Here is a 25,604-nt window from a genome sequence, read left to right as displayed (position 1 = left end):
CAAAAACAGTCAACATGCGATACTTATTTGATAGTTAATTCCATGTTATATAGATACCGCAATTAAATGATTTAATGTCATAGCAGACAGTAATATCACCCCATTCCAAACGCCATGTTACACTATGTTTTTCTTTTGCATCTGGTTCGCCAAGATCATATTCCTCTGCTACCCAACGATATAAGAAATTAACTTCTTTGTTTAACATATCAATGTTAGAAACTTTATTCCAATCACTTATTGCCTGATAATACTCACCCTCTTTATAAATTAATTGCACCATAAATGGAAAATTGCTAAAGCATAATGGGCGTATTATAAGCTCAAATTTCTTATCAAACCAAAGAACGGTATTAACGGTATAATGATAAGGAATTAATCTTTGCATTTTATTTTTTGATTCAAGATATTTGTAAAGTTCAGAAACTATAAACGTATCCTCCCGTTGTATGAAAAGATATTTATTATCTAACTTAACTTTGCCATCTGCGATGTTAATTTCAAAATCAATCATATGCTTATAACCTTCCCCGGTATCAGTAGATTTCTAAATTCCTCAGGGATAAAGAATTGCATCCCTCCCCCTCGGCCATAAATGTTATTAGCCAATGCTCTTCCATATGCGACATCAATATCCTCGCTGACATAATAAGCTCTTACTTGCGTTCTTAATGTACGATGAGGATCAATTTTAACCTGAAGCGCTTCATGGTAGCCTATAGCATTTCCTTTGTTTTGCCTAACGGTTGGATAAGTCACCGCATATGATGGAGGAGTATCACCGTTCGGATATAATGCATACAAAATCGTGCCTTTTTTCAGTTTCCTATTTTTGTAGACATCTATACCTTTGTAATCACCTTGACCTTGCCATTTCGTAGCTTCTTTAGATGGATCCTTACATTTACGGCTCAACCCCCACGGATCCAACCACCCCAGCGCATTTGGCGCATACTGGTAAAGGTTTATCCCCCCCGCCAGCCCTATCGGGTCCTGCTGCGTAAACCGTCCGCAGTCCGGGTCGTAATACCGGAACAGATTGTAGTGCAGCCCTGTCTCGCGATCCAGGTATTGCCCCTGCATACGCAGGTTCTGGGAATATCCTGATACCTGCGTCTCGCTTTCCCGCAGCAGCTTGCCCCAGGCGCTGTTCACCCCTTCCCAGCGCACCTGCCCTTCGATATCCGTCATCCGCTCCGGTGTGCCGTTGGGCTGACAGTGGAACCAGAAGATCTCCGGGGCATCAACGCCGTCAATACGTGCCAGCGGATCGTAGCTGTCCTGATCGCTGTAGACGTAGGTCAGCGGCTCATCCCCGTGCACTTCCTGCAACAGCCGGAACCCTTCCCAGACAAACCGGGTGGTGACCGGCTTGCCGGTTGGCTGGCCGCCCAGCATCTGGCGGCGCGTTTTGCTGATGCGTCGCCCGAGCGGATCGTAGCGGAAGCTGACCTCCGTCTGCGGTCTGTTGCGGTCCCGTGGCTGGCTGATGACCTCCGTCAGGCGGTGCTCGCCGTCGTAGCGGTAGTGCCAGCGGGTCTGGCCATTATCCTTCTCCACGGTGCGGCCATGGATGTCATAACGCCAGCGAATGCCGTTGAGCTGCGTCAGACGGTTGTGCTTGACTTTCTCAGCAGCCCCCTCAAGCGGGTTACCGGCCGCATCCCAGCGCCACTGCTCCTGACCAGGCAGCGTGCCGTCCTGAACGAGCAGGCGCCCTGCGCTGTCGTACTGCCAGCGGTACCAGCTGAACGGGTTATCGTCCCGCTCTTCGCGGACAAGATTATTGCGATAGTCGTAATCCCAGCGGCGGGACCAGCGGCGCGGCGACGGGCGCTGGGCATTGCCGGTAAAAACGTCCCGGCGATGCAGTCGGCCAAGACGGTCGTATTCGCTGCGGGTGGTCAGCAGCCCCTGCGTACGGCTGGTTTCACGATGGAGTTCGTCGCGGGTAAAGTCGGAGACCGACAGCTTATCAAGGGCAATGCTGAGCAAATGCCCGCTGCCGTAGTAGAATTGTTTCAGCTCCCGGCCATCGGGCAGCGTGACGGAGGTGCGGTTACCGAGGGCGTCATACTCCCACGCCAGCTCTCCGTGTTCGCCCGTTTCGCGCGTGACGCGTCCAAGCGCGTCATACTCAAACACAAGCTCCTGCTCGGCTTCGGCGCTCCAGGCATCGGCTGAAAGCGTAGGATGCAGCCCAATCCGGCTCAGAAGGCCGGACGGGGTGTAGTGGTAGCGGGTCTGCCCTTCCGGCGTGGTGCGGGCGACCAGTTGGCCGCTCGCGCTCCAGGCAAAGGCATGGGTAATGGCCTCCGGATGTCCGGCGGCAAAGGTGCGCGCTATCGTACGCCCGCAGGCATCGTAGCGATACTGCGAGGCCACGCCATCGAGCCCTACCTCTTCCAGCAGCAGCGAGTCCGCACCCCAGCGGAACTGGTACGCTTCGCCGTTTTCGTTTTCCAGGGCAATCAGACGCCCGCGGCTGTCCCAGCGGCGACGCACCTCTTCACCCTGCGTATTACGGGTGGCGGTTAAGCGCCCTGCCTCGTCGTATCTGAACTCGCTCTCTTTCCCGTCGGCGCCCGCATGCTTCACCGGCAGGCCACGTTCGTTCCATTTGAGAGATTCCGTCCAGCCTTCTGGGCGATCGAGCTGCACCGGACGCCCTGCGGCGTCGTAGCGGTAACGCGTCTCTTCGCCGTCGGCGCTTATCTCAGCCACCAGCCAGCCCAGCGGATGATAACGGTATTGTGTCACACGGCCCGAACAGTCCGTAACACGCACCATCTGCCCGGCCTCGTTGTACTCCTGGTAGCGGCTGTTGCCGGCGGCATCAACTTCTTCCACGACCTGACCAAACTCGTCCCGACGAAGCAGCGTGGTCTGCCCCATCGGATCCACCACGCACTTCAGCCCGTGATGTTCGTCATACAGGAAACGGGTGGCGCTACCGTCGGCTTCGATGATGGAGGCCGGAAGCGCACGGTGCTCCAGCCAGGTGGTGGTGCGGGTATTGCCGTCGGCGTCGATCTCCTGCACCCGGTTACCCATGTCGTCATAGACGAAGGTAACGGCATTACCGAGCGGATCGATGCGGCGCGTGAGGAGTTCGTTGTCATCCCACTCGTAGCGCCAGTTCTCACCGCGCTCGTCAACGTAGCGAACAATCAGGTTTTGCGCGTTCCAGTAATGCTTTCGCGTCTGACCGTCGTAGTGATCGACGGTCGTCAGCCCGGCGGCTAGATCATAGCTAAAGCGACAGCCGTCGCCGGTGCTGGTGCGGTTTTCCACCACGCGCCAGTGGTCGAATTTTTGCCAGCGGTATTCACTCTCCAGACCGCCCGGCAGACGGTGCCAGACCATCAGGCCATCATCGTTATAACGGTATTCACGGGTTACCACGCCGGAGGCATCCGTTGCGCTGGCCAGCTGGCCGCACACGTCGTACCCCCACTGCATCAGCGGCCATGTCTGGTTGCCGTCGAAATGGCTCGCCGAGGTAACGCGCTGCGGGAAACGTTCATTTTCATAACGCAGAGTGACGTCGATCGCCCGCGGCTCATCGTGCAGACCGACCAGCCGCCCGTGTTCATCCCACGCCGTCAGCAACGCGTTGCCGTACTCGTCGCTGAGGGAGGCCAGGCGCAGGATGGCTGGGTTAGCGCGGGTCGGTTTATACAGACGCCACACCGCGCCGTCATCGTCGGCAATCGCCACGTCGCCGCTCTCATTGCGGCGGATGATAATGCCTTCGCTGATGCTGTAAAACGCGCGGTCGACCGGCGGCAGTTCAAAGCTCAGCTCGCGCCCGGTTTCATCGAACCAGGTGGCGTTGTTTTCTTCCAGCGTCAGATAGCTGTCAAAGGTGGTAGCCCAGCCCAGACCAAACAGCCCTTCGCGGGTGGTCAGGCTGTTGTAGCTGCGTTGCCAGCGTAGCGGAAAGCGCCCCGGCAGCGAGAAATCGAGTTCGTCGTCGTCATTCAGCACCTTCACGCCGGTAGCGGCGTGAACCGGGTGCGAGGAGCCGAACACGGCGTTGACCGCCATATCGGCCAGCATCCCGCCACCGGCAGCAGCCAGCGCGCAGGGCATGTTTTTCAGGATCTTGCCCGGACGCCCGCGCAGCAGGGAGAGCGCAATCATCCCCAGCGCCAGGCCCGGCGTTTTGCCGCTTTTAATATCGCGAACCGTGAGGGTGTCGCCGCCGATGATCACGTTCGGGGAGACGTCGTCGGAAACGGTGCCTTCGCAGGTGGTGCGATCTTTTGCACGCACCGCGGGCTGCCCGTTGATAAAGACGCTTTTCGAGCCTTCCGCCAGATACTGCGGCCCGGAGTGTTTCTCGCACGCCACCTTGTCTTCTTCCAGCGGCGAGGTCCCGGCAGCGGCAGAGGCCACGCTCGGCTGCCACATTTCGCTGCCGAACTGTCCGGCAGCGGCAAGCAGCATGCCCGCGTAGTCGGCAAAGCTGCCCGGAGACTGCGGCTCAGGGGAAGAAGTATCGGCAGGCGTCAAGGTCCCGGCTGCGCGTGCAGCGGGGATCGCATTGGTAAGAACGTTGCTGGAACCGGTAGTGATCTTACCCGCAGGCGACGGCGGGAAAAGCGCGTTGCCCAGCCCTTCAGCGGTGTTGCTGATATCGTCGGTGATCCCCGCAACGTTCGCCAGGACACCCCCAATAATGCCGCTCAGCAGACAGCTGGATCCGATCGCCGCCACGCCTGCGGCTGCCGCCCCGGCTCCCAGCAGTGGCGCCGCCACGGTAGCTGCTGCCCCGACCGCCGCGCCAATCACCGCATAGGCGGCACCTTCCGCCACAATGCTGGTTATATCAGCAAAAATGCTGGAGTGAATAATCTCGTCGCCCTTACGGGCCGCGTTGTTATCGCTCATGCCTTACACATTCCGGTTGTCGTTTAGCGTCAGACTTTGCTTCAGTGCGCTCCAGCGCGCCTCGTCCTCTTCCGTAAAGGCTTTTAAGGCCGAGAGGGTAAAAATCATCAGTACCGGTTTGTCCGGCGTCTGCACGGCAAGCTGTTTTTGCCACAGGCGCTGGCCGTTACGGTCAAAGGTGGTCTCAACTTCCAGCCCGTTAATTTTTCCGTCAGGCCCGGCTTTTACGTGCTGAAATTCGCTCTGGGCGATCTCACCCATCTGAGAACGCAGCACATCCCACTGGCGGTGAAACTCTTGTTCGTAATTGCTGCCATCCGGGATAACGCCGCGGCTGACCACCACGGATAATCCGCTCTCGTCATCACGAATGATGTTCATGCTGTTATCCTGCCAGGCGGCAGGAAAAAGGGAAAACGAACCTTCCTGGAGGGTGTATTTCATAAGTGAACTCGGGATGTCATTAGAAAAATAAGATTAAAAGCGCTAAAGTTTATACAGCCAATATTAGTTACTGCTTAGCGACTCAGAGGGACAAGATCATTACAACGTTAGCACTTTCTTTTTTTCCGAAAAAACTTTAGGGGCAGCGATATTATTGGCCGTTTGATAATTATCTTCTTTCACAGCCCGTAAAGTTGCCTCGCAACTTAATGTTCGTAGCGTGACATAACTACCCTGCTCAGGCATTCCTGATTAAGAACTGGAAAGCTAAATGCCCATGCCAGCCCGCGTTCATCGGTAGGAGTGCGATATCCAACTGATTGTCCCGGCGTGTTTCCGCGAGGGATATTAGACAATTTCAGATCTGGAAAATGAGATTTGACTTGTTCAAGAGTAATACATGGTTGATTAATTACGAAAGAAACCAAAGATACGCTGTTATCGCCATTTCCCCATAAACGAACATCCACATCGCTGATCCGTGTGCCATCAGTTAACGTAAAGGGAGCTGAAGTATAACGGTCTTCTTTCTCCTGTGTATTATTAATCAGCGGTTGGTTAAACAGTTTACTGACATCCTCAACTTGTTTACCCCACACTGATTTCATTTCTTTGATCATTTGCCACAACGAATCTTGATTCATTTTATTATGCCCTGCATAGGTAAATGCTGAAAATAGTGGAAGAACAATGAGGAATGTAGCTTTAATCATCCTACTTTCCATAGAATCCTCCATAGTAATCATTATAATTTAAATTAGTCCCTGAGGCTATTTCGCCTTTACCATACACTTTTCCTATTGCTTTGGCTGCATCAATGCGAGATAACTCACCGCTCACCATTTTATCATATGCAGAATTATATGCTTTTAGGTTTTCGGCACTTCCCGCTATATCAATATCAATACCGCCGTTTGCAAGGATCTCGCGTTGTATTTTAATGTTATTCAGCGTTGCTCCACCTTCATCCATAAGCTGACTGTTGATGAAGTTTTCCTTACTCGAAGAATCTACCGCAACAGGATAAGTTGCATGCCCTGCCTCATGTGCCAGAGTTTGCACAGTTGTGGCTGTATCCTCCATGTGTTCAGGGTCCATGACAATCAATTTGTTATTTGTATCAGCGTAACTCCCCCCTCCTGCGGCTCCCGGCTGAATAGCCCACCCTTTATCTTTTAGATCTTTTAATTGTGTCTGAAGCGTTGGTGACTTATTGATTTCCCTAACTACATCTTCACTGAAGGGCATCACATCAGAGTTGTAGGAATTATTTTGATAAATGTAACTCCCTTTTAATGGTGGAGCTGCTGCAAATTTTGTTGTTGGTTTTGGTCTGGATGCTGCTGGCGCTGAAACTGCGGGAGCCGGATTCTTAGCACTTTTATTTGGAGAAAACTTCTCCTGCACCGCCGCATCAATATCCCCTTTATGCCCCGATCCCGGTGCCGTTGTGCCCGGCTTGGTTCCCGAGGTATTCAGATGCAGCTTACCACCCGTGGTGATATAACCATCCCCTTCCACGAAAAAGTTAAACTCTTTGCCAATCAGGTTAATTTTGCCGTTAGCGTTAAGCTCAATAGCACTCTCACCCGAGACCAGCCGCAGCTTGGTCCCGGAAGCAATGACATACTGCTCTACCGCTGCATCCAGCTTGCCTTTTCCCGTGAGGATCTCGGTTCCGCCTTTCACGGCCTGGATCTGGTTCGCTTCAACACGATGCAGCTCATTTTTCTTCACGTAATGGCTGCGTGCGCCCCCGACGCTGTGCGTTTCATCATTTTTAACGCTGGTGTCCATATTACGCTCAGCCTGGATCCACACCTGCTCTGCGCCCGCCTTGTCCTCAAAGCGCAGGGCGTTGGCGTTGTCCACGGAACCGTCTTTCGTGCGGCTCATAAAGCCCATCTGCGTTGCCGCAGCCGGCAGCGCCCACGGCGGCATGCTGGCTTCGTTATACACGCGGCCGGTGATAATCGGTCGGTCCGGGTCACCGTTGATAAAGTCCACCACCACCTCATCGCCCACGCGCGGGATTTGCACCCCGCCGTAGCCCTGGCCCGCCCATGCGCTGGAGACACGCACCCAGCAGGAGCTGGTGTCATCGCCCTTCGCCAGCCTGTCCCAGTGGAACTTCACCTTCACCCGGCCATATTTGTCCGTCCAGATACTCTCCCCCTGCGGCCCCACGACTTTCGCCGTCTGCGGGCCGTAGGTCCGCGGCCACGCCGTGCTCTGCGCCGGACGGTACGACACCGCCGCCGGGATAACGGTGAAATCGGTGCGGTGAATGGTTTCCCCCTCGCCGCTCGCGTAGCGGTTCTCCTCGAAGTGATACCCGGCCGCCGTCACCAGATACTCACCGTTATCGCTGAAGAATGGCGCGTTGGTCAGGGTAAAGATGTGGCCCGGCGCAATGCCCGCCGCCGTGGCCGTCGCCTGAATCTGCTGATGCTCCACCTGCCAGCGCTCCTGACGAATGCGGGCGTAGAACTCCGCATGGCCTGTCTCCACAAAGCGGCCCGGCCAGTCGTACACGTCGATGCTGCCCGGTTTCGGTGACGCCGGGTTCTGCTGCGCCTGGAACAGCCACGCGTTCGGCTTGCGGAAGTCGTAGTCGTCGAGGCTGTAAATCCCCGGCGTCACGCTGTCCTCCAGCGCCCACTGGCTGATGCCCTCTTCATCCGTACTGCCGCCGGACGGCGTCTGATGGTAAGGAATGACCTCATAGCCGCTGAACGGCTGATGCTGCGTCGCGGCGTCGGTCAGTACCAGGGTGTGCTTGTCCGCCTCGTGGCTGAAGTGATACGCAATCCCCTCCAGCTCCATCAGGCGGCTGATGAAGTCCAGGCTCGACTCCTGATACTGCACGCAGTAGTCCCACACCCGGTAGCTGCCGGTGAGTTTGTCTTCGAGGTTAACCTGATGCTCACCCAGCAGGGTTTTGACAATCTGTGGTACCGTCTGGCCCTGGAAGATACGCAGGTTGCGGTCGCGCTTCATCGGCCACAGGTCCGGCTCCACCGTCAGCTGGTACACCGCATAGCGGGTGCCCGTCAGCTCCACGGCGCTCACCGCCACGCGCGTCACCTTGCCGTTGATATAGCGGGGGGTAAGCAGGTTCTGGGTGGGGATGGTCACCGTGACCGGCTGACCCAGCAGCCTGCTGCGGTCAAGGCGCGCATCCGTGCCGAGCAGGGTCAGCGTCAGCGCGAACGACTCCGACATCGCCTCGCGGCCGGAGAGTTTCCAGAAAAGCAGCCCCTCAACCGGGAGCTGAACGGTAATTCGGTTGAGCATAATCTTTATTCCGTAATGGTTTATGCTGAGAGTATTTTTAACGCAAGGTTTTTTTAAACGTGAATGTTCTGGTTGTTGGCCGTCTTACTCTTTAACCGGGGGACTTTCCCCTTCATATTTATAAATCCACAGGGAATAGATTTTCAGAAACTCTGACAAAAAGAACAAAAAGCCATTTAGCCAGACATTCATCACGCCCGTGAAACTTAACACCAGGGGAAAAAGGGAAACTGAGTAGCGAAATCCAACCAGACGCAGTATTTCCTGGTAGAGCGCCAGTCTTCTCGCGTATAAATTCCGGGCGAAGAAGCACCATGCTGAGGCAATAAAAGAGACCAACAACAAGAAATCGAGAATAAAGAAAAGAATAACCAGAGCGCTATACCCACCAGCAGACAGCGTGTTCACAACCGTACTGAAGGCGTGTATATCGGAAATAAAAGGGATCCTGTCATGTCGCACGGACTGGGCACAATAGAGCACAATGGCCAGGGCATCCATGCATCCCCAGAAAATGAAAACCTTATCTCTGGCGTTCATGACAGTTGAGCAATCACTTAACCGGCGCGGGTGGCCATTCGCCCCCCTTCTGGATGAGCTTCTCTTTTATTTCGTTTAATTTCTCGTATTGCTCACTGCCTCGGTCAAGTCCATTCAGCGCGTCCGCGAGCGCATTGCTCATCGACCAGCCATTTTTGGCCTTAATTGACGGATCCGCTCCCCGATCGAGCAGCAACAAGACATGATCGTAAGCCTGGTTATCCAGCGCATCAAACACCAGCGTTTTACCCAGTGAGTTGGTTGAGTTGACGTCAGCACCGCGATCGAGCATGGCTTCCAGCGTCTCTGTATTTTTCGCTTTAAGCGACTGGAAGACGATCGGTTCGTGGAAAACCTTATCTTTCACGTTGGGTGAGAGGCCACCGTCCAACATCGCGTCGATCCAGTCCGCACTGTCTCCCTTTAGGGCAAATTCAGCAGGACTGCTTTTTCCCTGCGGTCGAGGCTGGAGCGGATCTGCGCCATCCTTAACTAGCAACGTAATCACCTTTAAATGGCTCGACGTTTTTTTATCATTAATTGCGTTGCCAAGGGCCCAGAAAAGCAGGGTCATATCCTGCTTTCCTGGTTGATTAAGGTCGCTGTCTGGCGCAAGCGTCTTCACCGCATCGACGTCGCCTTCCTCAATCGCTTTCGCCAGTTCAAGCTGCTGGCCGCTGAAGTAGTCCTGTGGATTAAGGTCCATATCCTGCTTACACCCCTGAATCATGAATAAAAACCATAACGCGACAAAAGCCATCAACCCTTTTTTCACAATCGACTCCCGATTATCGAAATATCCTCATCCTTCTGTTGCTCTATGCAATCAATCGCTTGATTAATTCCGTGGCGGTCCAGCGCGCTTCCGGTTCCACCGGGAAGATCATGGGGTATTCCGGCAGCATTAGGGCTCAGCGCAGAGATTTCCTCTTTGAGGATCCACGAAGGGACATGCCCTTTCATCGTTTTCAGATCTTCCCAGGGGTTAACTTCCTGAATCTTCGTCAGCAGTTCACCTTCAACCCGATACGCCTGGATATTATCCGTACTGCCTAATATCTTACCGCCGTATTTTTCTACGGTTCCGGCATTGAGGCCGGCGGCGTTAAACGTCCACCCCGCTTTCCCGCTGCCCATAGAGGTTGCAGAGGCGAGACCACCGCCAAGAGAATGACCGGCAATATCAATATTCTGCCCTGACCTTGCCAGCTCCTTACCGATACTCACGGCCTTTTTATAATAATCTGAAGCCATACCCATGCCCTGTGAGAAGTTATTCGACCAGTCAGCCCCGTTTACCACCGGCGCCAGTTCCCCTTTGGTCAGTAGAGAGGAGACATTCTCAGACAGAGAGGCGAAACCAGGCTCGCGCGATCCCCTGAATACCAGCGTGGGGTTCATATCTGCACCAAACACTTCCGGCTTCGGTTGATAGACGCGCGCCAGAAAATTGGGGGACGTATCATCGTCAAAGAGCATGGATTTGTTCAGCCCGAACTTTCCTAACAGCGCATCGTCATTACTGATATCTGTCCATCCCTCCGGCACGCCCGGTGTGGTTTCCAGCGGGTTCACGGTCTTATAAATATTTTCCGCAAGCTTCGCTTTTTCCACCGCGATATTATTCGCTGCCAGACGTTTCGCGGCGATCTGGGCATCCGGATAAAGGCTATTGCTCCCCTTCGCAATCAGATCCTTACGCGCCTGCCAGCGTTCTGCTTTGGTCATCTGCTGAAGCTGTGCGGCATAGGTTTTACCGTCCTTGCCGGGAGTAGGTTCATCCGGCACCTGTGCCGTTTTAGATTTCACTACCTGTTTTGGCAGTACCGTTGGCGCAGGGCGAGATCCGTACGTTCTCACCATGGTTTCATATCGGTCGACGATCGTACTCACCGGATACCAGCCCAGCCCGACCAGGGACGCAGCCTGAAGTTGCCCTTTGGCGTTGATATAAAAAATTTCCGTTACTGATGACCAGTCACGAAAACTTTCATCAATGGCGACCACCCTGCCCATCTCCAGATCCTGCGCGATCAGCGTGCGGGTATCACGCCCGGACTGGTAAGGATTCGCGCCGGTGATCGTGCGCAGCAAATCGTAGCGCGTGAAGAGCGAGCGCAGCGAGTGGTCGGGAACCGACATAATCCACTGCCCGGCAACGGACGGGCGGATTATTTTCGCAAACAGCGCCGGCGAGACGTTCTCGTGGAAAAGATAGACAAACTTGATGTTATACATTCGCTCCGTCCTGTTACCCGCAGGCTTACGGATTCACCAGCCAGGTGCCTGGCTTCGCAATATCCAGCGTCTGGGTACGCGTTCTTCCATTGCCTTCCAGTTCAATACGCGTTTCACCCGCCGGCAGTTTCAGCGATGCGTAACCGTTATTGCCCGGACGCAGCGCCTTCGGCTCGCCGTTAACCTTCAGCGTCTCGCCATCCAGCATGCGGATATAGACCAGCGCGACCGGGCTGGCGTCGACTGGCGGCGCACTCTGCTGTGCCGTAGCAGGTGGCGCTACCGGCTCGCTCACGTCGGCCGTTGCCGGTCTGGTTTCCGCTGCGGCGGAGGTTTCAGCCGGAGGGCTCACGGCAGGGGTTTGCGCCGTCTGCGCTGGCGTTTCCTGGCTGCCGCCGCCGAACAGCATCGCACCGGCAACCACCCCAACCAGCACGCCCGCGGCCACCAGCCCCGGAAGCTTGTAACGTCGCCAGTCCAGCGCGGAAGCAGATGTCTCCTCTTCCACCGGCACCAGCATCGTGCCGGTCTTCTTCGCGGTCAGCACCTCGTCGATACCGGCGACGGGCATCTCGATCAGCGCCGCAAACTCCTCGATGGATTGCGGACGGTCTTCCATATGCAGCGCCAGCGCCTTGTCGATGGCCTGAAGCAGCGGAATGGAATACCCCTGCGGCATCAGCTCCACCAGCGGTTTGCAAGTGTCCTGAATCGAACGCACCACGCTGACCGGCGGCGGAGAGCCGACTATGAGGGTGCGCAATACGGCGCCGAGCGCGTAGATATCCGTCCACGGCCCCTGCTCGCTTTCATTGTCGTCGGTATACTGTTCGATTGGCGCAAAACCCGGACGCAGCATGGTTTCCGTCTCATCCGAGAGATTACCGATGGTGCGGCGCGCCGATCCGAAATCGAGCAGCACCGGCAGGCCGTTATCCTGAATCTGAATGTTATCCAGCGAGATGTCGCGGTGCAGGTAGCCCTCATCGTGGATCGTTTTGATGGCGCCGAAGAGCATTGGCAGCATGCGGCGGATCCACGCCTCGTTAATCAGCTCCGGTTTCTCTTCGCGCAGACGCGACAGCGTGGTGCCGCTGTAAAACAGCGTCCCCATATAGGCCGTGTCGTTTTGCACCCAGAAGCGCAGCACGTGCAGCAGGTTCGGGTGGTTAAAGCGCGCCAGCAGGCGGGCTTCCTGGATGAAGCTGTTCAGACCGGCAGAAAACGCTTTGCCGAAGCGCTCGCTGCGCAGCACCAGCGTCATATCCTCGCCGCGCACGGCGAGGGAGGAAGGCATAAACTCTTTGATAGCGATAGTGCGTTCGAGCTGGTGATCCCAGGCGCGATAGACGATGCCGAATCCGCCGCCGCCAATCACCTCTTTTATCTCAAACTCATTGAAACGGTACCCGACCGGGAGCGCGTTTGGGACAGTCCGATTGTTATCATTATCCGTCATCTTTTACAGTTCTCTTGATGATTATTACGCGGCAAACTGACAGTGGAACTCGCCCTGCTCGCAGGTGACATGCAGACGTCGGTACTGCTCGTCGCTGCGGCTGGCGGTAAGTAAAATCTGGCTCATCTGAGGCAGCAACGTATTGGTCAGAATCGCATCCACCATACGCCCGCCCGACTCAACCTCGGTACAGCGCTGAACAATCTGTTCGACCACGCTGTCGTCAAATTCAGAAATAATATTGTGATTCTCTTCCAGACGACGCTGAATGCGCCTGAGCTGAAGACGCACAATCTGCCCCAGCATCTCGTCGCTCAGAGGGTAATACGGCACCACCAGCAGGCGGCCCAGCAGCGCAGGCGGAAACACCTCCAGCAGCGGCTGGCGCAGGGCGCCGCTTAACGCGTCAGGATCCGGCATCAGTTCCGGGTCGGCGCACATGGCTGCGATCAGCTCGGTACCGACATTAGAGGTCAGAATAATAATGGTGTTACGGAAATCAATGTGACGCCCTTCGCCGTCCTCCATCCAGCCCTTGTCGAAGACCTGGAAGAAGATCTCGTGCACGTCCGGGTGCGCTTTTTCAATTTCGTCCAGCAACACCACGCTGTAGGGACGGCGGCGCACGGCCTCGGTTAAGACGCCGCCTTCACCATAGCCCACATAGCCCGGAGGCGCACCTTTTAACGTCGAAACGGTGTGCGCTTCCTGGAATTCACTCATGTTGATGGTAATGACGTTCTGCTCGCCGCCGTAAAGCGACTCCGCCAGCGCCAGCGCGGTTTCGGTTTTGCCCACGCCGGACGGCCCGCAGAGCATAAATACGCCGACCGGTTTGTTCGGATCGTCAAGCTTCGCCCGCGAGGTTTTTACCCGACGGGCAATCAGATCCAGACCGTGACGCTGACCAATAACCCGCTGGTTCAGCGTATCAGCCAGGTTCAGCACCGCGTCGATCTCATTTTTCACCATCCGGCCCAGCGGGATCCCGGTCCAGTCCGAAACCACCGCAGCCACCACGTTTTCATCGACCGCGGCAAACAGCAGCGGTTCGTCACCCTGTAAGGTCTTCAGCGCCTGCTGCTGTTCTGCCAGCTGGCCGCGCAGTTCAGCCGTATCCTCATCACTCGCCGCAAACAGTGCGGCACGCAGACGGATAATTTCCTGCACCCGCGTGCGCTCTTCTTCCCAGCGACTAGCCAGGGCCTCGCGTTGGGTTTCGAACGCGTCACGTTCGGCGCTTAATGTCGCCACGCGCGCCGGATCGCCCGCCCCCACGCGCGCTTCACGTTCGGCAATCTCCAGCTCCACGTCCAGGGCCGCCAGATGACGCAGGCAGTCTTCCAGCTGGGCAGGCGGCGCGCTCTGGCTGACGGCCACGCGCGCGCAGGCGGTATCCAGCAGCGCCACCGCTTTATCCGGCAGCTGACGCGCAGGAATATAGCGATGCGACAGTTTCACCGCCGCGCTGACCGCTTCGTCGAGGAGTAAAACCTGATGATGAGTTTCCAGCGGCGACACGGTGCTGCGCAGCATCAATACAGCTTTCGCTTCATCCGGCTCGTGAACCTGTACGGTCTGGAAACGGCGGGTCAGCGCCGGATCTTTCTCAATGTATTTTTTGTATTCCGCCCAGGTGGTCGCGCCAATGGTGCGCAGTTGCCCACGCGCCAGGGCAGGCTTGAGCAGGTTAGCGGCATCGCCGGTGCCCTGCTGGCCGCCAGCGCCAATCAGGGTGTGGATCTCATCGATAAACAGAATAATCGGCGTGGCGCTGGACTGCACCTCGTTAATCAGCGCCTGGAGGCGCGCCTCAAATTCCCCTTTCATGCCCGCTCCGGCCTGAAGCATGCCGATATCCAGCAGCCACAGCTGAACGTTTTGCAGCGGCTCAGGCACGTCGCCGTCAGCGATACGCAGCGCCAGCCCTTCCACCACTGCCGTTTTCCCGACGCCAGCTTCCCCGGTCAGCAGGGGGTTGTTCTGGCGACGACGCATCAGAATATCGACCATCTGGCGGATCTCTTCATCGCGCCCCACCACCGGGTCAATTTTCCCATCCCGGGCGCGCGCCGTCAGATCCTGACCATACTGCGCCAGCGTGCCCTGCGCAGCCGGTACTGCCCCGGCAGCTGCGTCCGCAGCGGCGGCGGCCTGCTGGCTCTCTTTGCTGCTGGCGCAAATAGCGTCGAACTGCTCGATCAGCACCTCGACGTTAAGACGGGTGAACTGCGCCGAAATACTTTTCAGCACGTTAGCCAGATTCCACGTTTTCAGTATGCCGATCAACAAATGGCCGCCGCGGATGCGGCTGACGCCAAACTTCAGCGAGCCGTAGACCCAGGCGCGCTCGACGGCGCTGTCGATATGCTCGGAAAGGTCAGAGACGGAACTCGCGCCACGCGGCAGGGCATCCAGCGCCGCCACGATATCGCGCGTCAGCTGCTGTTCATCAAGGGCGAAGTGACGGATGACCTGTTGCAGATCGCCATCCTGCTGCTGCATCAGCTGATGCAGCCAGTGCACCAGCTCAACGTACGGGTTGCCGCGCAGCTTACAGAAGGCAGTCGCGCTTTCCAGAGAGGTAAATAACAGCGTATCCAGTTTGCCGAAAAGCACGGCACGGCTAATTTCTGACATGTTAGTTTCCATTAACAATGATTCGGTATACGGAAGGATTATCGCTCTGCGCGATACACCAGATCGCCACGCGGAACAGGCTGAGGCTGAAGGCCCAGCCAGGTGTTGTACCCTAATCGCCCGGCGCTGCCGAGCGTGGCGCCCTGCACCGCATCGGCGCGCAGGATCACCCGTGTTTCCCATTCAAATTCCACCCCGGCGTACTGTCGCACCCAGTCGCGTAGCTCGGTGACCCACCCTTCGCCCGGCAGAAAACGGTTGTATTCGTCTGCGCTCAACGGGCCAATCTCAAGACGAAATTTATGCTGCACGTCGCGTACCGCAATGCCAAGAAAAGCGGACTCCCCCATGCGCGGCAGGCGACGCCCCTCACCCAGCTGTGCCTGCTCCCGCGTTGAGAGCGGCATCCACTGCGGTACATTGGCCACCAACCTGACCGGAATGTTGAAATAGTTGCGCAGGATCTTCTCCTGCCCTTCCGGGTCCCGCCCGTGGCGGGTCAGGTGCCCGGCGTGAGTAAAGCGGGCATGCGGGCTCAGGCTGCCTTTCGACATCTGGCCGGGCTGACCCATGCCAATCAGCGATGCAAGATACCCTTCGAAGCGCCTGTTGTCGTCGCGATCCAGTGAAACGGCAGGCTGCGCGTCCGCCCAGGCGCGGTAAAACAGCAGCGTCAGGCGGTGGTGAAAGAGGTCGGCAAACGCGCTGAGGCTGTGATCCTGATGATGATGAATACGCTCGCGGGCATACTCGGTCATGTGCACCGGCAGTGGGCCGTTAGGACCAAACAGGCCGAAGCTCAGAATGGAAACCTCATGCAGTCCGTTCTCTTCCCGCTGCCGGACCTCGGCAACCGTTGACGGCGCAAACCCCATTGAAGGCTGCTGACCAATACGCAGCGGCTCAAATTTAGGCAGCGGCGCGCGCCCCAGCGGGTAACGTTCTCCGCCCTGGGCATCAATGCGTCTTAACAGCTGGAACAGATCGTAGCGCCACGGCGTCTCGCGCACTCCGCGCCAGAACGCATCGGGCAGCGGCGTCAGGCGATGCACGCGCAGCGTTGCAGGGGCAACTTCACTCATACCAGCGCCCTTTTACCCATGCGCGGCGCCCAGTAGCCGATTTCGCCGCGCTGCTGGCTCTTGAGCGTGAACTCCGTAAAGCTGTTGATGGAGACCAGGCGGGCAAAAAGGCGTTCCAGCACGCTGCCGAAAAGCCACGGGCTGGCACCGGAAAAGGCGCGTTCGTCCACCGTCAGGGTGATGCCGATCCCGCGGGCGAACACCACCGGGCCGGGTTCCGGCACGCGGCGGTGCACCGGCTCCAGCACGCAGTGACGAACGCCATCCACCTGACGGGCAACCGGCGTCTCGGCGAGGTTAGCGTACAGCCCTAACAGCTGACGCAGCGCGGCAGCGCCCTCTTCGTTTTCGCTGTCCATCAGGCTGAGGTAGTTCATTTGCAGCTGGCTGATGAGCCGCCAGGTACTAAACCCTTCCGCCAGCGCCGGACGCGGCGGCGTCGGGCCTTTACGCAGGGTTAACGCCTTCACCGGCATGGAGTCTGCCATAATAAACTGCCCAAGCTCCTGCTGGAGCATCAGCGGCAGGTCGCGGCTGGTACACAGCACCTCGGCGGAAATGTAGCGCAAATTCTCCTGCCACGGCGCGTGCTGCGCATCCACCAGCGAGACGAAGACCTCCGAGCCGATATAGCCCGTGCGGGTGCCGTAGCGCAGCGCGTGTTCAGAGAGGACGCGCTGTTCACGGCGCAGGGAAAAATAGGCGCCGTAGTTGCCCGCGTCTCCGCTCCAGGTACTCCAGAACGGACGAAACGTCTGGTCGTCCCGCTGACCATCCGCACTGGCATAGATTTTTTTCACAGCATAAATTTCATAATCCAGCGGGCGGATGTTATCCACCACCAGATGGTATTCATGCTGGCTTTCGCTCAGCTTCTGCCGGGCCGCCACTTTCGGGAACAGGTTGATCACCGGCGTACAGTGCAGCGCCATGTGGCTGGCATCCACCACGCGCTCCAGCTGATCGTCGCTTTTGTCGAGCAGAATGAAGATATCAAACGCTTTTTCGTCTTCGCAGCGCTGGATCAGCTTGCCCAGCCCGCTCAGGCTGATGAAGCGAAAACGCGCCGGGAACGCAAAGTACTCCTGCAACAGGCGATAGCCGTCGAAGTTACGCAGATCGTCCGGGAGCAGCGCTTGATCCGCATCAAAGCCTTCCTGACGCAGGGCGTCAGACGACAGCAGCTGGCGCTGGGGCTGCTTGCTGACCGTCTGGCAGACAATACCCGCGTGGTGCTCCATCACCAGCTCCAGCAGCTTCAGCGCCTCGATGTCCGGGCCGCTTAAGAAGAACTCCAGGCGGTCAAAATCCAGATGCCCAAGATGCTGCGGGCCATCGCAGGCAATGCGGATCCGTAAGGCGCTGCTGATCCCCCGCTGGCTCAGGCCGAGCTGGGCCAGCGGCAGATCGGCGGGAACGCCGCCCAGCTCGATCCGCTCAATTTTTAACGGCAGCAGGTTGACCTCGTGCGCCGTGGTATAGCTGCACGTAACGCCGGTTTTTTTCAGCGCCAGGCTGTCCATCATGGTGCCGCGCGGCACAATAAAGCCTTTGCTCAGGTCGCCGCGGCTGCTGTCGGGCTGAATCTCAGCGATCGCCATCGACGGCGTAGGCGCCAGGTAATTTGGCGCAATCATCTCCAGCATACGCTGTGAAAAGCGTGGAAATTCGGCGTCCATTTTCATCTGCACGCGGGAGGTCAGGAAGGCGAAACCTTCCATCAGGCGCTCAATGTACGGATCCGCCACTTCGATGCCGCGCATGCCGAGCCGCCCCGCCACTTTTGGGTAGCGTTCGGCGAACTCCGCGCCCATCTCGCGCAGATAGGCCAGTTCACGGTTGTAATATTCGAGCAGTTTGCTTTCCATAATTACCCCGCATCCTTCAGTTCAAAATGGCCGTTCTCAAGATCGACGTCGGTGCGAAAGAGAAACTCCAGCGGATACGGTACGCACCACAGGCGGCCTTTGATTTCGATAGACAGCACGTTGTGCAGATCTAATGAGGAGGTATCGGACACGCAGCGAACCTGAAGCCCCTGCGGCAAGATCCGCGGTTCAAAGTTAATAATCGCTTCGGTGAGCTTGCGCTGAATGTCGTGCCATTCGATATCGGACATTCTTTTCCCCGCCAGCGGCGCGACGCCAAAGTTAACGACAGAACGGCTCACCTGCGTCAGACCACTCAGATCGCTGGAGGCATCGTGGTTAATGGTGTTAAACAACCACTGTAAATCCCGCAGGACGTTACGACGCAGCGCGGCGTGGGTAATCAGATTACTGTTGGCGGACTCGCGTTTTTTTTCCGGATCGTTATCCGTCAGGCGATCCAGCAGTGACGGCTGCATTTTGTCGCGCGCCCCCACTTTCTCCTGCCTGCTGCGGGCCTGCCAGCCGCTGCGCAGCAGATCGCCTTCGCCAGCGGGATTACTCATCCGCGCCATCCGCGGCGAACGTCACCAGGCTCAGGGTGAGCAGCGGGCTTTCGCTTTGCTCGCTCAGCCAGGCTTTCTGCCCCATGCCTTCATACAGGGTGCCGTCATCGTCGAGTGGAAGCCACTCGGTGGTGCGCCCCAGCTTAACGCTGTCTGGCGCTCCGTCAGCAAACGGATAACGCGCCGGGATCTGACACACCTGCTCGGTGCCGTCCGTGAGGCGGACCAGCGCATGACGCCACACCAGATCGGTCACGCTGGCCGGAGCCTGAAAACGGATCGTGTCGATGGCGCAGAACGGCACCCAGAAATAGCGGCCGTTGACCAGGGTTTCACACACCGGCCCCAGACGGGCATCGCCGTCCATCAGCCATTCAAAGGTGTGGCTCTCTTCATTCTCCAGCGTGACCTGCCCGCGGCTTGCCGGGGCCTGTTCGAGTGCCGCCAGGCGCAGCGTTTGCGCATGCCCTGCGCTTTCGGTCAGCGCCTGAGCTAACGTGGTCAGCCACGGCCACTGCGCCTCGGGCATTGCCGGTCGTACCTCTCCCGCGAACACGCGCGCCCGCTGCTGTTCACCCTGAATGGCCTGCTCCAGCAGCGTCACGGTTGGTTTTGCCTGCGGCTTCAGCGCCAGCCAGCTTTTCAGCTGGGTCAGGGCGCGCGCCCAGTTGCCGCTGAGGATCAGAAACTGCACAAACGCAGCGCGCAGATCGGCATCCGCCGGACGAGCTTTGATTTCGGCTTCCAGGCGAAGCAGCGCGTCGCTAATCGACTCACCCGCCAGACGTTGATAAAGCGTATTCATAGCCCCTCCTTAATTCGCCGCGCGCCAGGCGCCCACAGCCGGATCGCGTAGCTGCGGACGCAGCGTGTCAATCAGAACAACATTCAGCTCCGCGCCCGGTGCAACCCATGCGCTCCAGATCTTCTTCACCTCTGCGATACGCGCCTGGAGTCTGGCGTCGTCGCTGGCGATCTCACGGGTGATTTCCACCGCCACCGTGCCGTTGCTCTTCCAGCCGTTCAGGGTGCTGTCGTACGGCAGGATCATCCAGCTCTGGTCGCTGTTCGGGGTGCTGAAGACCATGCGCTCTTTGTTGACGGAGGTGATCAGCGCCTTTTCAGGATCGACCGCGTTGTTCAGTCCCATCACCGGGAAGCCGTGAATGTAGGTGACCGGAATCGCTTTCTGCGTCCCGTTACGATTCTGCGTCACCACGGTGTGGCCGCTGAGCCAGCTGCCGTTGCCGCAGCGAGTGGTGTCGGAATCGGGAATAAACAGCGCTGGCGCGGAGGAACCGCCCTCCCAGAAGGTGCGCAGGTGGCAACCGTCCTGAAGGGTGAACTCCTGCCATGGCGTACGATCTGCCGCCACGGTGTGCGTCTCCGGATTCTGGTCAGGCGGTAGCAGCGCGCCTGAGGTGGTGGTGGTAGTCGTTGCCGCCGCCGTTTCCTGCTGTTTCACCACCAGCGCCCAGTCCTGCGCTTTAGCCGCTGTGCCCCGGGCAAGCGTCGTGCCTTCCGGATCGTTAAGCGTCCAGTTCAGGGTATTCAGTTTGCTACACTGGTGCTCCAGCAGCGAGCCAAGGCGCGGCACGAAGTTTTCCAGCACCGAAACCTCTTTCTTGCCGTTCGCCACGATACGCAGCGCCACGTCCGCCTTACACCAGCTTTGCGGCGTATTGTCTTTAATGTTGTCGATCCAGATATCCAGCTTCTGCGCAGGAGACTGCACGATGCGGAAGTTTTCAGCCTGTGCGGTGGTCGCCACCGTCAGAAGAGCTAAACCCGATAGCCAAAGTTTCATATCAATCCTTGTGTGTCTAATCAGTTCCGCAGGGAAGAAATTGTGCTGCGTCAGAGAGCGTATGCAGCAAAGTGGTGTCCTGAGGGTTGCCCATCCACACCGCCACGGCGGTATAGTTATCCTGAGCATTGCCCTCCTGTTCAGCATTCTTTTGAATGATTTGGTTCATCAAGGTCAGCCACTCCTGTGGCGTATTGACCATGTGCAGCGACTGTTTCATCTGCTCTTCGCTGACGCCGTGCCAGAAACCGTCGGTGCAGAGTAAAAACGCATCACCGTCTTCAACCTGCACGACATCGCTGTAGCTCGCTTCCGGTCCGCCATTCTCAATACCCAGCGCCAGATACAGGAGGTTGCTGTTGAGATCGTCGGTCTGATGCCCGGCATCCTTCATCTGCTGGACGAGGCTGTGATCGGTGGTGACGTGCCACAGCCAGCCGCGGCGAAACAGGTACAGGCGGCTGTCTCCGGCGTGCGCCCAGTAAGCCAGACGGTAATCCCTGTCGATAAACAGGCTGACCAGCGTGGTACCCATCCGGCGATAGTCCTGCACGGCCTGTTGTTCGCTGAGGATGGTGCGGTTCGCCGTTTGGACGTAGTCACGAATATGCTGCGCATTCAGGTGCTTGTCGCCGTCAAAGCGGGAAATAATGCTGTTGCGGGCCAGCTCAGCGGCCACCTCGCCGCCCGGCAGGCCCGCAATGCCGTCACAGACGACAAAGCAGGCTGAACGTTCCCCGATGGTTTCTCCCGTCTGATCCTGGTTGCTGGCGCGCGTCCCCTGGCGGGAGAGAGAAGCCGTTGCGATATTCATTTTTCTTCGGATCCGCTTTGTGAGTCTTTGTACTGATTGACCTCCATGTCATAGGCATGGAGGAAGGCTTCGCCAAACAGGGTGTGGAAGTCGTCCTCAATCTCGCCCGCCGTCTCGCCATAGCTGCGAACAAAATAATCCCACAGCGCGGCTTTACGGCTGCCCGGCAGCGCCAGGCGTGACGTCATTCCGTTCTGTTTCGCCTGCTCTTCCAGCTGTTCCGGGTTAAAGGATTGCAGCATGGCGGCGATAATGGCGCGGATACCGGAGATCATCCCCAGCTGGTGCGCCTGTAGATCGATCAGCGCATCACGCACCGATTTGGTCGGCGGCATAAAGCCCGGCATCGGCGTGCCGAACATCTGGATCAGGACCGTTTTACCGGTTGGCAGCAGCTTGAACGGGTTGTTGGCATCGTCGAGCACCATGGTCATATCAGCCTTCACCCCACGCTTGAGGATGGAGCGCGAGGAGAGCAGCGCCACGGTCCCCTGCGAGAACATGCCCAGGATCTGCCCCAGCTGACGCATATTTTCCCGGTCAAACTGCGGCACCGGCTGCATTTCGCTCAGGCCCATGCCCTCCAGCAGCGCCTCCAGCAGTTCGCCCTGAAGCACCTCGCCCCGCTCGCCGGTCTGTGCGGAGGCAGCAGGCGATGCAGCGTTTTTAACCGGGTCGATACGCAGGCGGCCTTTCGGCGCCTGCGCGTTGCTGCGCGCCACGGCCTGCGGCGTTGGCATGGTGAAGCCAGCGTAATCGGGACGCGCGGGCTCTTCTTCCGCGCGCGGCGCGTCCTGTGGTTCAGTCGGTTCCGGATCGAACAGCGGTGAGCTGGCAAGCGCATCCTCTTCCTGTGCGGCTTGCGCTTCAGGCTTTGGCTCCGGCTTATCTGCCACGATTTCATCCGGATGGGTTAACGGCGCGCCGCCCATCAGGCCGAGGGGGTCATCGTGACGCGCGGCAGGTGCGCTCGCCGACCCGCCAAACAGGGCTAACGGATCGAGTTCGTCCGACACCTCTTCCTTTGGCTGGGCAGGTTTGCTTTCGTCCGGCTGTACCAGCGTTGAAGGGGTGACATCGTCAAAGATGCTCTCCTGTTTAAACAACGCTTCATCGCTGAACAGCGTGTCCGGGTCAACGTTTTTACGTTCAAGCGACGGTTCGGCGTCGTTAAACATTGCCAGCGGATCTTCGGCATTCCGCTCCGGGGCCGCAGGCTGAGAGAACGGATCGTGGGAGGCCGCGGGCTGTGGCTTTGCCCGATTGCTGGAGATGCTGTCGGAGATGGAGAACTCCTGCATCAGGCTGTCCCAGATTTCCGACGGCACGGCCGTAGGTTCAGCTTTTCCGCGAGGCGCGGCGCTGGCCGGTTTCGGTTGTGCCGCCGGAGCAGGTGTCGCCGCTGGGCGCGCCTGCTGCATGCTGGCCGCCATGCGGCTTACGGGCTGGGTGTCATGAATGAGTTCGCTGACTTCAATGCGATAATCATCAATACCGAGAATATCCCCGTCCTGAAGCTCAACCTGACGCCCACGCTCCAGCGGGATATCATTCAGTACCACGCGGGTAACGCTGCCGCGGTTCGTGACGCGACATTCGCCGCTGGCGTCGACGTGAACGATGGCCTGCAAACGCGAGATGGTGCGATCGTTGTCCGGCAGCACCAGATTGTTATCCGTACCGCGCCCAATGGTGCCGCCCGGGGCATAAAAATCACAGCTGCTTTGCGGCGGCTGATGACCGGGTTTCGTAGAAATAATCGTGAATCGCATGGCGTATTCCTGCTGGTATGATTAGCGCTCAAACGCTGCCGCTCTCGGGGGTGAAAACGGCGGGGTTTGGGGGTTAAGGGCTGATTAAAGCTATTTGACTACATTCAGGAAAATAATGCCGATAAGCAGCCATAGCGTAAAAAGTAAGGCCTGAACTTTATAGCGTCGATGCAGTTTTAATATCCAGCCGATTCTCTCTTCCGGTAAAGCCTGAACGAATTTATAGGCATCATCCTGAACATTTCTATCTTTGGTAAATTTCATCTTCACGCCTTTGCGAAGACGAACAAACCAGATTATTTTTTGATAGTTCGCCAGCGAGCCAAAAAAAGATGCGTAATTTGTCACCAGATCGAGATCGTAGCCTTTTTGCCGATATTCTGAAAGAAGCTGATTATATTCGGCCTCGTGTTTTTTAAAATAACGAGAACTGATGAAGTCCATAATTACGACAAGTAAAAATAAAACAACAATCAGAAATAAAAGAATATTTTCTACATTCACCATAGTTTATCCATGACATATTCAGTTGCTCCACCGGCAACTTCGCCACCAATGTATCCACCCGCAGCGGCGCCTACCACAGAACACGCGAGCAACCCTACACCACCTGTTGCCACGCCCAATGCAACACATACGCCAGCCCCAGCCATGGCACCATATTTTCCGCCATAAATCCCGCCCGCAAGACTGGCGCCAAATTGACTGTACTTCTTAACGGCGACTTTGGAACAACTCTGCTCTCTACCTACTGTACAGGCATCGTAAACTTCATTGGTTGTGTTTGCTCCAGCGAAGCCGATAGCAAGCCATCCTCCCATTTTCAGAAAACGGGCAGCTTTTGATGCATTGTCTACATATGTTGAATACCCTCGTATCGAGGCAACACCCGCAGTACTCCATTCGTGGACAATTGACCTGCTTGATAAACCTAAAGCGTGCTTGATTTCTTCATAAGGTTTCAGTTTCAGCGTTAGTCTGGACAGCTTATTTAATAAAACGTCCAGCTCAGAAAAAAGTTTTTGCCTCTCAACAAAAAACTGCTGCCCGATCAATGTGCCTTGCGTTCTGTATTGATTTTGATAAGCCAGTTCGATAGCTTTTAATTTCTTTTCTATTTCGCTAAAGTACCTTTCACCTGCATCAGCAACCACCCCAAGAGATTTATCCATAAAATTAGTTAATGCTGCGATGGTACTAAAATGCTTGTTAAAGAAATTAGCTTCATCTGTATTCAGTTCTGCCAATGCTCCATTAACCTTTTGCTTTGCATTTTGTAATTGTTTTAGCTGAACCGCATTTTCAGCACCCGGAGCATTAAGGATCAATATTTGCCCGGGTTTTAACCACCGTGTGTCCCTGTTCACTTGCATAAAATAACGTGCCGCTTCACTGTCTGGTTTATTGAACAGTAGTCTTGCCTGGAAATCTAACGTACCAGCCTGCTGAACAACACAATAACCAGGAGCAACCGTTGATTTTACACTCATATTGACATCCCTTTGCAAACGAAATTAAGTCTCTGTAAATAATGACCGGGGAAAACTCCCCGGTCACGCGCGCAATTACGCTTCTTTGTTTTCTTTGATGTTCCAGCCAGCGCTGCTTTCAGCACCTTTACCACCGGCAGTGGTCTGCTCCCAGTACTGCTGTTTCACTTTCGCAGCCTGGAATGCATAGGTCACGCCAACGGTATCGCCGTTGTCGGCACCGGTGTACTGAACGGAAGTCACGAGAACGTCTTCCAGGGTGATGCGAGTGTATTCAACCTGCTGACCACCCGCTTTGCAGACGGACAGTTCAACTTTGGTCAGGTGTTTACCGCTTGCGCAGTGTTTCAGGATTGCTGTAGTGGATTTGTCGATCAGAGCGTTAACGTGCAGATCGTTAAAGTTAACTTTACCGGCACCGCCGCCACCACCAACGCTCATATTACCTGGCTGGGACGCGCCCCAGGAGAAGGAGGTAATGTCAGTCCAGCCGGTGTGGTTAGAATCTTTAGATTCGCCCGTAACACCCTCGACCTTCAGAAACATATCAATAGCCATAATATCTACTCTTCGTGGATGAACAATATTGCTTTCGAAAAAGCCCTTATATGGCAAACAGGAAAGCATGGGGCTGAATAAAACCGTCCATATTTTACCTCTGCCTCATATCAAACGACCCGTGTCATTTGAC

General features: G+C 56.6%; 20 protein-coding genes. All 20 read right to left on the bottom strand.

Annotation, left to right across the window (positions count from 1 at the left end):
- Positions 1–34: 34 nt before the first annotated feature.
- The 20 genes from AC4OVS_RS09375 to AC4OVS_RS09280 all read right to left on the bottom strand — a co-directional run bounded on the left by AC4OVS_RS09375 (position 35) and on the right by AC4OVS_RS09280 (position 25,471).
- A complete protein-coding gene (locus AC4OVS_RS09375; RefSeq protein WP_058677893.1) occupies positions 35–514 on the bottom strand; it encodes a hypothetical protein in 480 nt (159 codons plus the stop codon).
- On the bottom strand, positions 511–4,896 hold the full coding sequence (locus AC4OVS_RS09370; protein WP_491922343.1) for an RHS repeat-associated core domain-containing protein: 4,386 nt from the start codon (positions 4,894–4,896) through the stop codon (positions 511–513). Before AC4OVS_RS09370 ends, AC4OVS_RS09375 begins: the two co-directional genes overlap by 4 nt.
- 3 nt (positions 4,897–4,899) lie before the next feature.
- Positions 4,900–5,340 carry a DcrB-related protein gene (locus AC4OVS_RS09365; protein WP_023300307.1) on the bottom strand — a complete coding sequence of 147 codons (441 nt, stop codon included), beginning with the start codon at positions 5,338–5,340 and terminating at the stop codon, positions 4,900–4,902.
- 206 nt (positions 5,341–5,546) lie between these two features.
- On the bottom strand, positions 5,547–6,053 hold the full coding sequence (locus AC4OVS_RS09360) for a hypothetical protein (protein ID WP_227746611.1): 507 nt from the start codon (positions 6,051–6,053) through the stop codon (positions 5,547–5,549).
- 1 nt (position 6,054) lies between these two features.
- Entirely contained in the window at positions 6,055–8,637 is a 2,583-nt protein-coding gene (locus AC4OVS_RS09355; protein ID WP_491922342.1) for a type VI secretion system Vgr family protein, read from the bottom strand.
- 84 nt (positions 8,638–8,721) lie between these two features.
- Positions 8,722–9,138 (bottom strand): hypothetical protein, encoded by a 417-nt coding sequence (locus AC4OVS_RS09350; RefSeq protein WP_491922341.1) that lies wholly within the window; start codon positions 9,136–9,138, stop codon positions 8,722–8,724.
- Between the two features lie 52 nt (positions 9,139–9,190).
- Positions 9,191–9,952 (bottom strand): ankyrin repeat domain-containing protein, encoded by a 762-nt coding sequence (locus AC4OVS_RS09345; RefSeq protein ID WP_481241472.1) that lies wholly within the window; start codon positions 9,950–9,952, stop codon positions 9,191–9,193.
- Positions 9,949–11,415 (bottom strand): Tle-like phospholipase domain-containing protein, encoded by a 1,467-nt coding sequence (locus tag AC4OVS_RS09340; protein ID WP_491922340.1) that lies wholly within the window; start codon positions 11,413–11,415, stop codon positions 9,949–9,951. The genes AC4OVS_RS09345 and AC4OVS_RS09340 overlap by 4 nt, the downstream gene beginning before the upstream one ends.
- A gap of 25 nt (positions 11,416–11,440) precedes the next feature.
- Entirely contained in the window at positions 11,441–12,874 is a 1,434-nt protein-coding gene (locus tag AC4OVS_RS09335) for a serine/threonine protein kinase (protein WP_023300318.1), read from the bottom strand.
- 24 nt (positions 12,875–12,898) lie between these two features.
- A complete protein-coding gene (gene tssH / locus AC4OVS_RS09330) occupies positions 12,899–15,514 on the bottom strand; it encodes a type VI secretion system ATPase TssH (protein WP_038416229.1) in 2,616 nt (871 codons plus the stop codon).
- Between the two features lie 38 nt (positions 15,515–15,552).
- Complete coding sequence (gene tssG / locus AC4OVS_RS09325; protein ID WP_491922339.1) at positions 15,553–16,596, bottom strand: type VI secretion system baseplate subunit TssG; 1,044 nt, start codon at positions 16,594–16,596, stop codon at positions 15,553–15,555.
- Positions 16,593–18,464 (bottom strand): type VI secretion system baseplate subunit TssF, encoded by a 1,872-nt coding sequence (gene tssF / locus AC4OVS_RS09320; protein ID WP_023300321.1) that lies wholly within the window; start codon positions 18,462–18,464, stop codon positions 16,593–16,595. The genes tssG and tssF overlap by 4 nt, the downstream gene beginning before the upstream one ends.
- A 2-nt stretch (positions 18,465–18,466) precedes the next feature.
- Entirely contained in the window at positions 18,467–19,030 is a 564-nt protein-coding gene (tssE, locus tag AC4OVS_RS09315; RefSeq protein WP_015570336.1) for a type VI secretion system baseplate subunit TssE, read from the bottom strand.
- Positions 19,023–19,835, bottom strand: a complete 813-nt coding sequence (locus AC4OVS_RS09310; RefSeq protein ID WP_022648404.1) for a type VI secretion system accessory protein TagJ — start codon at positions 19,833–19,835, stop codon at positions 19,023–19,025. Before AC4OVS_RS09310 ends, tssE begins: the two co-directional genes overlap by 8 nt.
- Positions 19,836–19,844: 9 nt before the next feature.
- The gene (locus AC4OVS_RS09305; protein ID WP_063147832.1) at positions 19,845–20,837 is read right to left on the bottom strand and encodes a hypothetical protein; all 993 of its coding nucleotides are present in this window, start codon (positions 20,835–20,837) and stop codon (positions 19,845–19,847) included.
- 16 nt (positions 20,838–20,853) lie between these two features.
- Positions 20,854–21,651, bottom strand: coding sequence for a PP2C family protein-serine/threonine phosphatase (locus AC4OVS_RS09300; RefSeq protein WP_003859969.1), 798 nt, complete (start codon positions 21,649–21,651; stop codon positions 20,854–20,856).
- Positions 21,648–23,423 (bottom strand): type VI secretion system-associated FHA domain protein TagH, encoded by a 1,776-nt coding sequence (tagH, locus tag AC4OVS_RS09295; RefSeq protein ID WP_491922338.1) that lies wholly within the window; start codon positions 23,421–23,423, stop codon positions 21,648–21,650. The genes AC4OVS_RS09300 and tagH overlap by 4 nt, the downstream gene beginning before the upstream one ends.
- Positions 23,424–23,513: 90 nt before the next feature.
- On the bottom strand, positions 23,514–23,930 hold the full coding sequence (locus tag AC4OVS_RS09290) for a hypothetical protein (RefSeq protein ID WP_126314960.1): 417 nt from the start codon (positions 23,928–23,930) through the stop codon (positions 23,514–23,516).
- Positions 23,924–24,913, bottom strand: coding sequence for a hypothetical protein (locus tag AC4OVS_RS09285; protein ID WP_015570333.1), 990 nt, complete (start codon positions 24,911–24,913; stop codon positions 23,924–23,926). The genes AC4OVS_RS09290 and AC4OVS_RS09285 overlap by 7 nt, the downstream gene beginning before the upstream one ends.
- 75 nt (positions 24,914–24,988) lie before the next feature.
- Positions 24,989–25,471: an Hcp family type VI secretion system effector gene (locus AC4OVS_RS09280; protein ID WP_014884229.1), complete on the bottom strand. Its 483-nt coding sequence runs from the start codon at positions 25,469–25,471 to the stop codon at positions 24,989–24,991.
- Between the last annotated feature and the right edge of the window lie 133 nt (positions 25,472–25,604).

The sequence above is a fragment of the Enterobacter sp. 4974935 genome (assembly GCF_058661735.1).
This window is presented reverse-complemented; position numbering and strand designations above follow the sequence as displayed.